The sequence below is a fragment of the Sporolactobacillus inulinus genome (assembly GCF_006539285.1).
Classification (GTDB): Bacteria; Bacillota; Bacilli; order Bacillales; family Sporolactobacillaceae; genus Sporolactobacillus; species Sporolactobacillus inulinus.
Map to the genome: position 1 here is coordinate 1 of NZ_BJMS01000078.1, position 16,722 is coordinate 16,722.

The 16,722-nt window shown below is 35.3% G+C and carries 7 protein-coding genes and 1 pseudogene; all 8 read right to left on the minus strand.

Features of this window, described 5'->3' with window-relative positions:
- Nucleotides 1-361 (minus strand): annotated as a pseudogene (locus tag SIN01_RS10860) (hypothetical protein); the annotation flags it as partial.
- Between the two features lie 43 nt (nucleotides 362-404).
- Nucleotides 405-947 (minus strand): hypothetical protein, encoded by a 543-nt coding sequence (locus SIN01_RS10865; protein WP_010024519.1) that lies wholly within the window; start codon nucleotides 945-947, stop codon nucleotides 405-407.
- Between the two features lie 96 nt (nucleotides 948-1,043).
- Nucleotides 1,044-4,520, minus strand: a complete 3,477-nt coding sequence (pglX, locus tag SIN01_RS10870; RefSeq protein ID WP_010024518.1) for a BREX-1 system adenine-specific DNA-methyltransferase PglX — start codon at nucleotides 4,518-4,520, stop codon at nucleotides 1,044-1,046.
- A gap of 14 nt (nucleotides 4,521-4,534) precedes the next feature.
- Nucleotides 4,535-8,104 carry a BREX system P-loop protein BrxC gene (gene brxC, locus SIN01_RS10875; protein ID WP_010024517.1) on the minus strand — a complete coding sequence of 1,190 codons (3,570 nt, stop codon included), beginning with the start codon at nucleotides 8,102-8,104 and terminating at the stop codon, nucleotides 4,535-4,537.
- Nucleotides 8,094-8,690 carry a DUF1788 domain-containing protein gene (locus SIN01_RS10880; RefSeq protein WP_010024516.1) on the minus strand — a complete coding sequence of 199 codons (597 nt, stop codon included), beginning with the start codon at nucleotides 8,688-8,690 and terminating at the stop codon, nucleotides 8,094-8,096. The genes brxC and SIN01_RS10880 overlap by 11 nt, the downstream gene beginning before the upstream one ends.
- Before the next feature lie 12 nt (nucleotides 8,691-8,702).
- Nucleotides 8,703-9,296, minus strand: a complete 594-nt coding sequence (locus SIN01_RS10885; RefSeq protein ID WP_010024515.1) for a DUF1819 family protein — start codon at nucleotides 9,294-9,296, stop codon at nucleotides 8,703-8,705.
- Nucleotides 9,297-9,335: 39 nt separating this feature from the next.
- Nucleotides 9,336-14,861 carry a DUF3320 domain-containing protein gene (locus SIN01_RS10890; RefSeq protein WP_010024512.1) on the minus strand — a complete coding sequence of 1,842 codons (5,526 nt, stop codon included), beginning with the start codon at nucleotides 14,859-14,861 and terminating at the stop codon, nucleotides 9,336-9,338.
- Nucleotides 14,862-15,735: 874 nt separating this feature from the next.
- The coding region (locus SIN01_RS10900) for an HNH endonuclease (protein ID WP_218027780.1) at nucleotides 15,736-16,722 on the minus strand (987 nt) is incomplete at its 5' end.

Genomic DNA, 16,722 nt, shown 5'->3' on the forward strand with positions numbered 1-16,722 from the left:
TTTTATTATCTTTATCAATCTCGAATTCATAAACTTTCGATCGAACCACATTTAGTATTTGCTTAATATCATGTTGCCCTTCAACTCTTTTATCATTTTTGAGGATGAGATTGAGTATCCACATAATTGCCTTGAGATATAACTCAATGGAGTGGTTAGCATTAAACAGTATTGGATAAATAATAATATCTGCTTTCTTATCCCTATTATCTTTTAAACATTGCTCAGCTAATATTAAAGATGCGTCCATAAATCCGTCTGCGAGAGTCATCATATTATGAATAGGATCAAATCTTTCTGTACGCCAATTAATATAAGCATTTTTGTCAATATCACTATTATAAGAAAATATATCTTTCATAAGTATAACCCCGCTTTCAAAAGTGACCATGTATTTAATGATTTCAGTGTTTACTTTTTTTCATAACTTCTTTTAAAAAATCTTTAATAATCCAGTTATTAAGTTCACTATCAAAGTTTGCACTGAAGATTCTATGATTATCATTCTTTAACCTTTGTTCTCCAATATTCGTTACTATTTTATCCAATGCTCTATCCAATTCTTCGGTATTTTTTAATCCGTCGATTTTAAAAAAGTAATCATTGGTATTGAGATTGACATTAACACTAACGGTAATGCCTTTTTCTTGAACCCCGCTTGATGTTAATTTTGAGTATTTCTTTCCACGTGTTGAAATCCAAATTTTCTTGACCATTAACTTAATGGCATCCCATGCCGCGTTCGTTCCCAATGATTGAATAAAAGAGACAAAAGAAGCGTCAAGTAATATGGATATGACTCCTTTAATTTCATCAAAACTCGCTTGTATCTGACCTTCATAATCAATCGAAAAAAATCCTACACCATTTTCAGCCATCAATATTTTATACTCTTCGATATCTCGCTTCGGAATAGATTCACCTATATAACGCAAGGCTATTTTCATGCTTCTTATCCTCCAATATTGTTCTTGTTTCTCTAAGTAAAATAAACAATTAGAGAAAAATACACCAGCCATTGCCGATGTATCTTCATAACATAATTATATCTTAGCGACGAGTCCTTTAAAATTTTCATAATTCACTTTTACCCCATCATCTAGATCAATTTCAATCTGCATATCCGCCATGTGGTGAAGTAGTTCATCGTATGCCTTCAATTCATCTATCTTTTTATCAAGGGATTTCAATTTTTTCTTAGCATTACTGATTTCTTTCGCAGTTGAATCTCCATCGATGATGTTGAGCAAGTCCTTCTTTTCAGCATCTAAACGAATTTGATAATCATGCAAATAGTCCGTGCGAATACGTGATAAAGTTGTCTTATCATAACGATGCATGTAGATGAGACAGTTAAATGCCTTCTCCTTACCTGATGTAAACAGCCAATAAATCGGTCGATTTCTATACGTCTTCACATGATCCTTGTAGAAGTCATTCATGAAATAACGACGTAGCGTTTCTTTTGCAGTCTCGTCTTTCCTTCTCCCCAATGCATCAGCCACAATATCCAGGTTTTCATTAAGCGTATCTTTTCCAAATGTTACTCGAACAAAATCAACAAATTTAGAAACAATATCATCTTCAAAATAAGCACCATTAAGGATTGGGAGGATATTGTCTTTATCTGCTGAGAATGTTTTATAATCTTGAAAATCGACTTTCCCTCCAGCATATACAATTCCATCCCTGTCTAGTGAATATCTTCCAAAGATACAACCAACTGCATATGAAATAAATGATTTTACCTCTCTCTTTTCCTCAGCAACTTTTACTTTTATGGATTCATCAGATACGACTGGATCAATTTCACCATCTAAATCGTAAATATGATTAATAAGTTGATTTAATTTTTCTTCAGCCTGCTTAAGCTCTTCTCTTTGTTTACTAGAAAAATCTAGCCAGTTTTGAAAGGACTCTGAGATTTTCTTTGCACCTTTTTGATATTTAATAAAAACATGTTTGGTAAAGTCCCAAGAGGTCTCAAAAGAATCCCAATCTTCCTTACTAATATAGATGCATTTTCTAACAAGATTTTCAACAGTCTCACGATACTTACCTATTCGATCACTGACAGGTATCTTTTTTATATCCCCTATTTGAAAATTCATTGTTGGAGACAGTATTTCTAAAAAAGATTTTACTGCCTTAGAATTAAGTATTGCTAGTAAAGTCATATCCGTTCTCTTTTCAAAGAGCACTGCCGGACTCGCGTCATCGAAAAAGGTATTTCGCTCATCATATCTAAAGGATATATTACTGGAACTTATTTTTGACCAAACAAAATGTTCCTTATTAAAATATTTAGATGCACCTAATCCACTACCCTCAAATGCTTTCAATTCTTCTGCTTCATTTTTCCACCTCACAACAAAGATCGAATTACCGTACCACTTTCTAAATCCCCCACCTTTTGAGTACTTATTCCAAGACCTATTTTGAATATCTAAATAGTTAACTTCATGCCAAAGCCTAATAAACCTCTCATTATCCCCGGTAAAAATTCCTTTTGTTATCATATAAACCTTTGCTGCTAAACTTTCATTCTTATCAAAAGCCTCAATTATCTTTTCAGTTCCCCAATATGCTATGGGCATTCCTTCTATTTTACTAAAATTCTTTGTAATGTTAGTGTATCTATAATAGACATTTGGATTTTTAATAGCCTCCAAAGTCTTAATGGGTTGATTTTCAATCCCCTTAAAGTCGGATAACTTTATATACTCTCCAGAGATATTAGATGAATAATTTCTTAACGTATAAGTACAAACAGGTACAGTAGCTACCTCAAAAGCATTATATTCAAGCTCAATCATTGAACTGATCGTTTTGTTCGTTACTATAAACTTCCTTAAGTACTCATATGATTTTATGGTCATCCAAACAAAGGGGCTTATAAATGCTAAGTGGCCAGTTTTTCTTGTTTTCCTAAAACCATAGATTAGAAATGCTGAAAACAAATCAGTTTTAACCTCATTAAATCTTAATTCTATAAAGTTACTTAGATCCTTATTCATTAGTGACCTACCCAAATAGGGAGGGTTACTAACGAAAATATCATATGTCATACGCATTATTTTCGATTGCTTCAATAATTTTGGTAGAATATCCAGAACTTTATTCCTGGTGTTTTCTTCAAACAAATCTTTCGATGATGTATCCAAAATTTTTTTTAATCTATTAAAGAAAAAATCATCACCATGTTCGCCTACTTCAATCAACGAACCATAGATTTTTGCATCCTTGAACTGTTTAATAAATTCTTGGGTTTTTTTAAATGCTGGTCCATATTTTACTCCAGAAATATAAGCAATATCATCTTCATTTAGGTTATTAGTTTGTTGAATGGCTGCCAAGTTAAGTGTTAAGCCATCCATTTCAATACTTTTTAAGAAACGCCTATTGTACTCTAATGCTTTCATAACGACAGAAAAGCAAGCAAGCTGATAAGCACGACCATCTATATCTAAGCCATAAAGATTATTTTCTAAAATCAACCTTGGAATTTCTTTTACTGCATAACCACATTTACTATATATTGCATAAAGTACATCGAACATATAAACAAGAATATGTCCACTACCCATGGCGGGGTCAAAGCACTTAATATCTTCGACTTTTAATTCTCTATTAATGTAAGGAACCAACTTTTCTTCACAATTAGCTTCTGGGTTAGGATTATTAAGATAGAACTCCCAATCCTTGATAAGATCCCGATGTTCCGGATGTGATTCTAACCAATAACGACCTAATGAATTTTGGACCATATAACGGACGATCCAATCAGGAGTGAAAAGTTGAGTAGCAAAAGGAATTTCTTCTGTTTTGTATTTCTTTTTTGCTTTAATTACCCTATCCTTTTCATCTGCAATATAGTACTGATATAACCATCCAATGACTTCAACTTTTTCCCAATTATCTTCCGGAATCACTTCAGTATTCGCCATCCGGCGTACAAAGGAATCTGTTGTTAGTAATCCTTCAGGAAAGAGTAGTTCTGTATAGTCATTGATTTTTTCAAACATGAATGGCATGTAACGATTCAAGTCATTGCAATGTTTGATAATAAGATATTTAAACAACTCCTCTGATTTGTTGTTCATTTTCAGATCATACACATATTCTTTATTGATATCTAAATCGAGTGACAGAGCCTCTTTCATCATATCCGGTTCAGCACTGTCAGGATTTGTGGAGGAAAGCACTCTCACCCTTGTTGGTAGATAATCGTTTACTTCCATAAACCGGAGAGCGGTAAAACGGTTAAACCACGTATAAGCAACTTCTTCAAGCACTCGTTTAAAACCAATTTCATGAATCCGATCAATGAGTCGTTCCCTCTGGGTCTGTTCCTCACTAGAAAGTTGCCTACCATCTATATAGATCGCGTCAGAACTTTCAATTTCTGCTTCCTGGATACTGTCCCCAGTAATCCCTAGTTTCAAAGCTCTTGTCTCAATCTTTTCCAGCAATTCTCGGCGTGCAGTGGTTGCAAACGTTTTCAGTGCTGCCTTATTCATTTCATTCACTCCGATTAGTCAATAATTTCGATTTGCTTATTTTTCTTTATTATTTCTTTCAATTCACTGGATAGTTTATTAACATAGGCATCGACATCATCTTCCGTTTTGAGTGTCGTTACAGGAACCAGTGTTGCCATTTTTACAGATTGTGTTTGCTTTTGAACGGGTGGAACTGCAGGTTCAATCACAAGACCACCGGGGTGTTTTCTTTCTTCTTCAGCTTTTCTCCGCTGCCATTCTTCGATTTCTCTTTGAATAACCCGTTCCATCGTATCTTTGAAACTATTACTTTGGGAAAAAATTGCATCCGCTTTATAAATATCCATAAAAGCATCTACATTTTTACTTAAGTTCTGATAATAATTTTCAATCTTGACTTTTGTATTATTGGAAACACCATATTGCGAAGTTAACAACGACAAATAGTCATGATCTGTTTTTATTTTTGTAAAGGTATTTTCCTTTTTCTCGTTTAATACGGCATTGAATTGTTCGTCCATAACATGAATAAGTTCCGGAATATCTTTTATTTTTTTGTACGGAATCGGATCATCAACTATGGATCGAAGTTGGCTTGCTGTCGACTCTATTATCCCTTCAAACAAATAAGCTTTATTATCCTCATATTTCTTTAAAGCTGCCAACCCATGTTCAAAGATCTGCTTTTGTTCTGTACCAAAAAAGCTCTTCACATAAGTGATATCTTCTTCCCAGTCTATCAGGCTGTCTTCCAGTTTCATCAGTTTATTTAAGTAAGAGACATTATCCAAGCTGCTGTCAAATTGCTCGAAGTATTCAAGCCCCTTGTCTAACAAGCTCATCCCAGGATATTTCTTACCTTCGTATCGAGCCTTATAATTCTTGATGTCTTGAATTTGTTTTTCAATAAGTCCTTTAATATCATGTAACAAGCCATCTTCATCATCAGCCAAATCTGTTTTATTGAAAACATCTTTGCATATTCTTTTTGCGGTTCGTATCAGTTTTTCATCGACTTTAACCCGCCTTAACACAATAGCAGAATCGGCTTCAGACGTTTTGGTGAAAATTGTAACAAGTGTATTTATATTACCTTCTGCTCCTAAATTCTCTGCTTTATAGCGAATCCGAATACGCTGTTCTTTTAATAGCTGGGCAATTAATCCAGCAATATCAAGTTCCTGCCAACCATAAGGTTTATCACTAAATCGATCATATAAGATCTTTACCCGAACCTGTTTTTTCAATTGATCTTGAAAGCTAATAAATTCAGCTACTTCTCGCTTTGCCAATTCATTCGAATTTGTTGCATCAAATGATACTTGTTCATTATGTGAATTTAAAATAGAAATAAGATCTCGCCCGTCATCCAAATGTTCCTTAATATAACCTAGTTTCGTATAGACGTTATTGACTAATTGTGAAAAACCTGCATTGATTTTTTCCCGAATAGTCGCACCTTTAATATCTGCCTTCGTTCCATTAATAAAGAAAGTACTGTCTTTTATCGCTTCTTCTAGTAATTCACGAACACGCCTTCTCCGTTCACGAACTTCAGCTTGTTTGTTATTGAGGATATTTTGAATATTTTCAGGAAGTTGATTGATATTCCGCTTCTTCCTAAATTCCTCGATTTTAAGGGCCTCACTCATTTCTTCAACATAAGAATCATTTCCGCCTAGCTTGATGAGCATTTCGCCACTTCCCGAAGTCATCATCATTAATTCTTGTTCAGATTTATCGTAATGGTCTGAAAGCGGCGAGAGAATGAGCATACCGATATTGGCTGTCTGATTGCCATAATTTTTTTCATCCATCTTATGATTGTAAGCAAATGAGTAGTCAGAGGAGTATTTATATCGTTTTTCATCATAAAGATCTTGAAAAATATAGTTGGCCAGTTCCCGTTTGATGAGATCCTCATCAATAGTAACTTGTTTGATTTCCCGGTTAATATCCTGCTCATCATCGGTCAGAAAGAGATAATTGTCACCGTTCTTCTGAACTAATGTTTGAGAAATAAGTTTTCTAAGCGATACCTTGATTTTCTCTTTGAGCTGCAACTTATCTTCATCAATCTGCGTGATCATGAGCGTCGCAATATTGTCAAGATTGGTCGGTAATTCTTTAACATATTTAATCATAAAGAGTACTTTTAAAAGCTGCATATTAAGTTCATCATCTTTTAAAGCCGGATTTTCATAAGCTCCTTCAATAACTCTTGAGATGGTCGGGCTCAAAAATTCTTTTATGGTGTCGTAGAAAGCATAAAAAGGAATTAAGACGCCTTCTTCTTCATCTTTATAGTAAACGGCTGCTTCTTTAAATGCAGACAGCATAGAGCGTTCCCCTTCAGACAAATGTTTTCCAGAAGAACCATGTTTTCGTACTTGTTCAAATACGTTCTGAAGTAATTTGAACTGATAAGGAAGGAAAGGATATACATCAGCAAATTCTTGCTCATTGCTAAAGCCATGCAGATCAGCTGTACTCTCACGGAAGCTAATCAGATTCTTTAAGATCGCACTTTTTTCAGGATAGAGAAGCCGCAATCTATCGTTGGCATAATCTTGTTTTTGAAGAATCCGCTTTTTAATGACTTCGTCAACAGAGATTGACGATAAAGAGAGTCTTGTATCAAACCGACCTTGGATTCGTGAAAAATCATTTCCCTTTACCTTGATAATACTGTCAATACTCTCTTGAGACGTTACCATAATCCAAACTTTTCCACGGCAATGAGTGCCCAAATCTTCGGCAACCGTTTGTAAATTGAGCATCAAATTCCGATCATCACCAATATATTGACCGATTTCATCAACAAGAAAGATAAGATGAAAATTCTTACCTTTCTCATTTATATAATCACTAACATCCTTAGCGAATTTTTCAATGCTTATTTCAAAATTATTAACACCGTTCTCAAACCAATTACGAGCTGTTTCTTCAGTCATATCCGTGACTTTCGTTAACGCACCAATCACATAATCTTCATCAAAATAAAAACTGTTCCGACGTTCTTCCCATGATTCACCCGCCAATGCCTTAAATTCATTTTTAAATGATTCATAGACGCCTTGCTTGTCAAGATATTTCTCCATCTCTGCTACTCCGGGAATATCTCCATAGTAACCGCGATGTTCATAAAATACCTTCATAAAGACACGAAGTATTGCATCTTCCTTAGACTTATTGTCAAGAGAACTTTTGGAATCTACATTGAATAGGATAACTTCCGTATTTACTTTATCAGTACGTTGCATGTTGGCATAAACGAGTGGATCCTGCACTTTGTCTTTAAAGAAGTCGATCGCATGCTTGCCTTTAACCTCTTTGTTTTCTAGCAAATATGCAAGGATTTTAAGAAAATGAGATTTACCAGAACCAAAGAATCCCGATATCCATACACCCATTTTATCGGTGACACCGTCAATTCCTTTTTGATAATTTTCATAGAATTTGGAGAAATGTTTCTGTAATTCACGCGTAACAACATATTCATCTAATTCCTGATAAATATTATCTTCATCGCGTTGAGCAACTTTGATGACACCATGAATATCACGTTCAATATCTTTCTGAAACATGCTCTTAATGTTCATATGTATCCCCCATATCTTTATCATCAATCAACCGAAAGGCACGGTAATAATTATCATCTTTAAATTTGCCAAATAACTGTAAAGATTGACCATCATATTTTCCTGGGAAAAACATAATGACCGGTACTTTATCCAATACTTCTTGCAAGTTGTTTAATATATTGTGCGAGCGAACGAAAGGATAAACCTTTCCTATTCCTGTTAAGAAGACAATATTATGGTTACCCAACTGATCCACAATTTTTTTTAAGAATACTTCTGGCTTTGCAAAATTTGTGAGTGCCTTAAATAACTGATCCTTTCCTTGACGCTCTTCCATTTCAAAAATACGATCGAAGATTTTCTTCTCCTTGGCTATACTAATCAGCATTTTATATAAATCAAATTCAATAATCCTTCGATTCGATCCTTCATAGTCAAATTCTTTTTTGATGTGTTCAACGTAATCCCGTATGTATAACTCCTGCTCAGGATCATAATCAAAGATATAAAAGCTGATTTCGTTGCCAAGGCCATGTCCTTTAATGAATTGATCTTCCTTAATTTTATCAATAATTTTATCTGTTCTTGCCCTTAATTTATTCAAACATAATCACCTCTACTCACCCATCGCATAAAGATAACGGGCATCACCTATTTGGTTTAGGTGATTTGTTATTTGCTCGTCAATAATTGGACGATTCAATTCGTTCCCCTTTCGGGTGCGCAACACGCCACTTTCGTACAATACCTGCATATAAGCTCTTTTTAATTTTTCCATGTTGATGTCGCTCCAACTTGCGACTTTTTCACTCTGCTCAGCTTTAGAAGCAAAAAAGAGATTGATATCTTTTTTTTCAATCATATAGTCATCATGATGCAACTTCTCGCCTATTACTTCTGTCATAAATTCATGAAAAAGAAGATCTGTTTTCATAATGGCATATAAGTTCAAGACCTTTCCCATGTCCAAAGGACCTTCTAAAAGTAGTGAAGAAAGCGTGTCGTCAAAGACATCTGCTCGTCTCATTACAGAAGGTAAAGCTCTGTTGATCCGTCCTTTATTTTCAAATTGAAATACGTTTTCTTCAACGACTTTTTTTCTTATCTCTTTATTAGTTAACCCTTGTTGTCTCAGTTTCAGGATCTGTTTCAACTCAAACAATAAAAAAGAAGCACCATTTAAGCTTGAAGAATACTCTAATTGGGTCACTTAATCGCCCTCAATACATTTATTTAGCCAATCAACTCATCATTCACTAATGGTTACCTTATTATTACTACTTTTAATCTTATCAGAATTTATTAAATCCTGATAAACCTCTTGCATTGCCTGCATAATGTTGTTTCCCGTTCTATTGAAGCCTATTTCTCTTGCCGTTATTGAAATAAGATTGCTTTCATCAATACCGAAGCTGTTTTTAATTATTGTAAGCATGGCATTAGCTATTTCCTCAGGGCTGATGTATTGAATCGATCTTATCTCTTGATCAGATGCTGGTTTTCGAGCAGTAGCTTCTGTCTCGTTTTTTATCCAAAAGAAATCATTTCTAATATCGATTTTATCGGACAAATATTGGACGGTTGACTGTTGAACGATTTCTCTTACACGTTTTGTTACTCTTTGTTGTTTAAAGAATGGTAACAATCGTTTTGACAGTAGTTCCAAGTGAACAGGGCATTCTATTGAAACAACGTGGAGAATCATTTCTGTAAGGTAGTTAAACTTAATAAGATCATCTAATGCTGTTTCTTCATAATAAGCAAACCCATATGGATTTTCTAAATCACCCAAGACGCTTTCATCAATTGCTTTCACATAGTCCGGAGCAATATCAAAAGAATCTGTACTCTTAACTTCAGAACTAATACCCAACTTATTGTCCTCTTCAGATTCATCTAAGACAATTGCTGCTTGGACAGCATCTAATAATATTTTTCCTTCATTTTTTTCATCTTTTATCCAATCGGTGGACCATATCCGGTAAATTGTCCAACCCATATCTTCTAAGATTGTTTGACGAAGTCGATCACGTTCCCTCGCTGTTCGTGCAGAATGATAAGTGGCTCCGTCACATTCTATTCCTAAAACAAAGTGTCCTTCCTTTGTCGGAGATTCTATTGCAAGATCAATTCGGAATCCGGAGCAGCCAACCTGAGTTTGAACTTTATAACCGCTTTTTGTTAAATAGTCGTATACGGAATCTTCGAAAGGCGACTTCGTGTTCATTTCATTTGAATAATGTAGCTCTTTTTGTAGCACATCCACTCCATTCTTCGCGTAATCAATATAGGAGCGAAGCATCTTCACGCCTTCTGAGTTCGTTTTCTCCAGACTAATATCTTCTGGCTGTATGGATCCCACTAATTTTACATTGTATTTCGCCCGAGTAATAGCAACGTTTAAACGCCTGTATCCACCATCCCTGCTTAATGGTCCAAAGTTCATATACATAATTCCATTAGGATCTTTAGCATAGCCGATACTAAAGATTATTGTATCTCTTTCATCGCCTTGAACATTTTCAAGATTTTTAATAAAGAACGCATCTTCGCGATCCTCATTAAAGAAAGTCTCAAACCTTTGTTTCTGCTTTCTTAATTTATTTATAGCCCCTTCAATTGCTTGTTGTTGAGCCTCACTAAATGATACAACCCCTAGAGTCCGACTCGGATATTTTGTAAAGTGATCGAAAACTAACTCTGCGACTTTTTGGGCCTCTGTAATGTTATTCTTTTTCCCGCCTCGATCATAGATACCGTTAGGAACGTAAACATACTCGACGCCGAAATCAATATCCGTCTCCGAGCTCGATGGAAATGTGATTAAATTGCTGTTATATATATTTCTGTTAGAAAACGCAATAAGTTGTTCACTCCTGCTTCTATAATGCCATTTTAATGTACGTTCAGGAAGAACACTAACTGCTTGATCAAGCACGGATTCAAAAGCTTCGTTATCTGTTTCAGTGTCATCTGCTTCATCCATATCAAAGTCTTCCTCTGTTTTAGAACCAAAGAAGTTGGTTGGTGGCAATTGTTTGCTGTCACCAGCAATGACCACTTGAGCTCCTCTTAAAATTGCTCCAATCGCATTTTCTGTACATACTTGGGAGGCTTCGTCAAAAACAACGAGATCAAATTTATAGTCTTCGGCATCCAAAAAGAGGCTGACAGATAGTGGAGACATCATCAAACAAGGCTTTAGTGTCAACAATAAATTAGGTATCCGTTTAAAAAGTTTTCGTAATGGCATAATTCGACGCTGCTTATTGAGCTCACGTTTTAGAATACCGACCTCATCAAAACCAGTGGTTAAACTATTCAAGTCCGGGAGTTTGTCTGCCAATAAAGCTCGAATTCTTTTTTGTGTGATTTTAAATTGTAGTTCATCTAACTTTTGAAATTCATTTATTCTTTCTTCCTGAGTACGTTCACGGAAGGCATTGACTGCTGGATATTTAGGCAGCGCACTATCGAGCCATAGCCTGTAGAATCGTTTAAGGAAAGCACCAATTATCTCATTTTTATGGATAGGGTGTGATTCAATTTGGTCAATAAAATCGGAAAGCCCTGCTTGTGCACATGCTTCTTTGCTTTTTCTATAATCAATCCATACTTCTAACAAATTTATTCCTGAATGACAGCTTTCTATTCTCTCCAGTAGAGAAAGCAGATCAAGAGAATTGAAATCAACCTCTTCTTTGAATAGCCCCAAGAACCATTCCCATTCTTGATGCAAATCATCGAACTGTCCTTTTAGCCGGTGACTGTATTTGTCCGTTTTTTTAATTGTGTCGTGATCCGTACAAATCTTCTCAATAAACTCACTGGGTAATGTATTCTTCTGGAGCATTTCCTTAAAACGATGGGTCCAAGACAGTGACTGATGAATATGCTCCCAGTCTGTTTCCAATCCACGAAACAGATAATGATATTTATTTTCTAAGTCAGATCGTTTTACCTCAATCGTAGACTCGATTTGCTGCAAACGTTCAAGTTTGCCAATATCGGTAATTAACTGTGGTATTGTGAGCGGTTTTCTAGCAAGATTCGACAACTGACTTTCAATTTCAATGACTTTGGCTAATGATTGACTCACTTCTAAAATATTTTTCTTGAGATGCTCAACCTCTTGTTTGCCTGGGTCTAGTGACACAATTAATCGCGAACTGATTTTCTCAGGTAATTTTTCTTCATTCTCTAGAACGTCAAACAACTTTTTGCAAGAAAGAAGGCTTTCATTATATTGGTTATCGGAAAGTAGGAATTGTTTTATTTTATCAGGAAATAAAGCACCATCAAAAAAATGAACAATCGTTTCAAAACGATCTATTGACTGATCGAGTTTCTCCCAATTTGTATAATCATCACAATAGTCTTTACCTATTGTCTGAGACCATTTTTTTTGATTTTCATTAATCATTGCTTTTTTATCTACTATATTTTTCACTTCAGAAAGCACGGAAATAATCGAGGCATCATTCAATTGCCCTGATACGTTTTTCGCATAAGATTGCACTATTTTTTTGTCTTGACGATATTGTTTCTTAAAGATTTTAAAAGTTGATGTATAGTCAGTTTTAAACCTTTTTAGCATTGAGGCAGCATCGATTTTTAAAATGTCTGGTTCATAATCTTTTTCAATCTTTTCTGTAGATCGATTCAAGTCAATAAAGACATCTCTAGCTTCTGCCAATATCTTTTTCACAACTGCCCGCTTATTCGTATCAAACCAATCTTCTGTCGGGTGAATTTGGGATAACAACGTATTGATGAGCGGACATAATGGAACAAAAGAGTTTAAGTTATCCTCAATTTGGATAGAAAAATCCTCAGCAAAAGTATTCTTTATCCGTTCAAGAACGCTTATTTCTTCTGAAATTTCATCTAATTCTTTACGATACTGTTTGGCTAAAATAATTGTCGCATCTTGGTCAAATATATTATCTCTCAGAACTGCTCGTACATTATTTATGTTTTCTTCAAATGTTTTCTTAATTTGCCTGCCGTCAACCTTTAAATATTCATTACTGTAATCCTCCATTAGTCCCTTTATTAGCGATTGATGTTCTTCCTTCATGACTTGGAACTGATCGGCCTGCTGACTTAGCAATTCGATATTTTCTTTATCAATCCATGAGACAGGAACCGTAGGAGATTGGGAAGAAATATCCATAATCGCCGTTAAACGAGTAACATCACTTATAGAAGAAGGCAAATTAATATTATAGGTATTTGTAATTTGTTCAAATGTACCCAATAACTGATGAATTTTAGAAGTCAAACGCGGTAAATACATTTCCAAGTCATGCCTCAACTCGTGAGTAACGCAATCGACCTGACAATCCTTCCATGGATTAGTGATATAATCATTGCTTTTTTCTGATAGTAAGTTTAAAAAGTTGTGCAAAAGAATTTTATACTGATTCAGTTTATCCTGAGTTGTATTCTCCACGTCCGCCATGGAAAAGAATACCTCTGGTGCATCTAATAGCTTGGCAATTTCTCCATTTACTTTATAAATCGTTTTATTTAAAGGTGGAACCAGTGTATGCAGCTCTTCATCATAATCATTCAATGCATCTCTTTTTTGTTTTAATGCCTCATACTGATACATCGCTTCATCAGTTACTTTGAACTTATTAATCTTTAAGGTTTTTCCTAGTTGTTGCATGACTTCTTTTTTATTCGCCTTATAACTATGTAATTTCAAACAAAAATCAGCGACTTCGGCTTTTGCAAGACGCTTGTAGACGACTTCAAGTGCTGCACTTTTTTCAGATACAAAAAGCACCTTTTTCCCTGCAGCAAGACTCTCAGAAATGATATTTGTTATAGTCTGGCTTTTTCCAGTCCCCGGAGGACCTTGCAGCACAAAACTAATCCCTTTTTTTGCAAATAAAATTGCATCTTGTTGGCTTGAGTCTGCATCGACAACTTGGAAAGAATCTGCAGGTTGTGTATGAAGATCATGGTCATAGTCGTTATACTCTTCCGGCAGAGATTGCACATCTTCTGGGTTATCCGCTAATGCTTTTATTACTGGATGAGTTTCAATTTGTTCACGATTAACTTTCAAATCCTTGTACATATTTATTTTTAAAAAAGACAGTAAGCTTAATGTAGTTTCTTCAACGACTTCCCAATTATTTGTTTTGATCGTTTCTCGAACATCATCTAGGTATTCTATTATTTTGCTGGAATGTTCATCAAAATTTGGAAGTTCAATACCATAGTCATTCTCCAGTTTATAAGCCAATGTAGGGTTAACAACTATATCATCCTCATGAAGACCCAATTCAAAAGGTGAAGTGATCGAATCCAATTTAAGGCTGACTGGCACTAATACAATAGGAGAAAGAAGTTCCTGATTTGAGTCCATACTTTCTGTCCACTTTAAAAACCCAAAGGCAAGATAAAGTATGTTGACACCTTGCTCCTCAATTGCAGACTTCGCTTTTCTTCTTAGACTTGCCAAAGTTTTCTGTTGATCTTTTACAGAACGATTGGTCTTTATATCGCCATTATCTGGTATTTCTTCAGGTTGATCCTCCTCACTATCATCCGCCTTATCTTGAGTCGAGATTGAAATTGGGTAAGGGAACTTCAGCAATTTTTCCTCATTCACAATATCAGTGAATAGTCCAGCCAACTCCGGAAATACAATTTTTATGTTTGATCGCTTTGTTTCCTTATAGTTAATGAGTCTGTTTCTTTTCCCTAAATCAAGCAGCTGATTCTCCCATTTATCTATATATGAACTAATATCAGCCATAAAAAATCCCCCCCACAGATCAACCTTATGTATTCCCATTCACAACCTTTAGTATTCTTTCTTCACTCAGCAGGGCACCGTACCCACAGAGGATCCTTGTTAAGTAAATTTACACTTGGATCAATTGATGCAGCGTTCTCCTAATCTATAATATATTTGAGCCCAATAAAATAACCAGTTCTCGTTATGTTCTTACAAACAGTATAAATGCCAATAAGATTCATTCATACCTTATTATTATTTTACTATTACTTTAGATTCAAATATATCATTTCTCTAGATTACCAAATAATGTATCCACGTAAATGGATGTTTTACCCATTTCAAGCATACCCAACTATTAAAAATTCAATGGAATAATTCTTCAAAACTATTATATTTCACTTTTAAAGCCGATTCTCGTGAACCTTCTATTCGAATTCGATAGCATTTTTCTTTCTTCTTCCGGCTCACTGTGAATGACATCTTACCAGCATTAATAATTTGAAGAATTTGCTCTTTATTCAATAATGCGAGTTCACTATTTACCAAATCTTTAGATCCACATACTAGAGCAAGAACCACATTCTTACCTTTCTCAATAAAATTCCTAAGTTCTTGGAAGTCTCCCGTAATATTAAAAACTCAACTATTGTAATCAAGCGTTTTTGTATTCTGTTGCTCTGCACGATACTTCATGAACAATCTGTACTCGTTTCCATAATTAGTCGTAAAGTCATAAACCTGACGATCATGTTCATCATTACCTTCAATTAATGCCGAGTCCATTATACCCTGAATAAATAGCATGGATAGAACAGCACCATAGTAGAAATCTGCAACTTTTAATTATGACCTGTTGTTCTTTCCCTCTAATTTATCTAAATATTACTCACTACCCCAAATACACATTCTCATTATGCCATTCTAAATAATGCCGATCTGGAAGTTGATCGCCACGTTCGGGTAATACTGTCAATTTACTGCCGTGAAAAGCATAATACTCTTTGCCATTGCCAAAGTCTTCTTTAATATGATGACTGACTTCTACGTTCAGTGTGTTATCAATGGTGATATAGCCTCGATCAAATAAGGTATGGAAATCACTTCTAAGGAGCAAACCATTCTTGATCTCATGAGGCCCGTTCATGCTGTAGGGTTTGATATGAGCAGCCTCGAGAACCGGCAGCGTTTTTTCACCGGTTATGGCACACCTTCTATGATAGGCATCAGCAATCAAGACTTTAAATGCTCCTTGACCCATTCGTGGTTTCATTAATCGCTCCTTGCCATAACGGTTAGCCAATGGATCTTCGTTAACTTGACCGGACCGCATGGCTTCGCTGTTTCTCAATCGATCCTGAACGTGCTCGTATAAGGATAAACCAACCGGTTCAGAAGTTTTATAGGTTTTACCTTGTACAATATTACTGTTCCAATCGTTTGGTTGAGGAATCCAATCCTTTTCATCAAAATAAAAAGGCATGGACAAAATGATGCAGCCAATCTGAGGATCGGGATCAAAAAAGCGATCTGTCTTTTTGTATTTATAAACGCGATCATTAAGCTCCATCAAACTGCTTGCACCATTTGCGATGCCAAACGCATCCCACGCGAGTGACGATGGGAGGATCGAAAATTTCAAAAAAAAGCCGCCGCCAACGATATAATTTCTCGGGCTGTGCGTCTTGAATAAAAACAAATCGCCTTCATTTAAAGCTTTAAAATTTGTACGGCCGCCAGGTTTCCAAAAGTTTACTTCATCACAGTTTGCCTGTTTCAAAGTCTTATACCAATCATAGTCCGTAATCCCAACGTACATTTTCATTGGAAACATCATCGCCTCAATAAATGATCTGAAATAAACTGCATTGTTATGTAT

What these genes read in the sequence shown, in the direction of transcription:
- SIN01_RS10890 (WP_010024512.1), bottom strand. Translation starts at nt 14,861, where the DNA reads ATGGCTGATATTAGTTCATATATAGATAAATGGGAGAATCAGCTGCTT.
- SIN01_RS10865 (WP_010024519.1), bottom strand. Translation starts at nt 947, where the DNA reads ATGAAAATAGCCTTGCGTTATATAGGTGAATCTATTCCGAAGCGAGAT.
- pglX (WP_010024518.1), bottom strand. Translation starts at nt 4,520, where the DNA reads ATGAATAAGGCAGCACTGAAAACGTTTGCAACCACTGCACGCCGAGAA.
- brxC (WP_010024517.1), bottom strand. Translation starts at nt 8,104, where the DNA reads ATGAACATTAAGAGCATGTTTCAGAAAGATATTGAACGTGATATTCAT.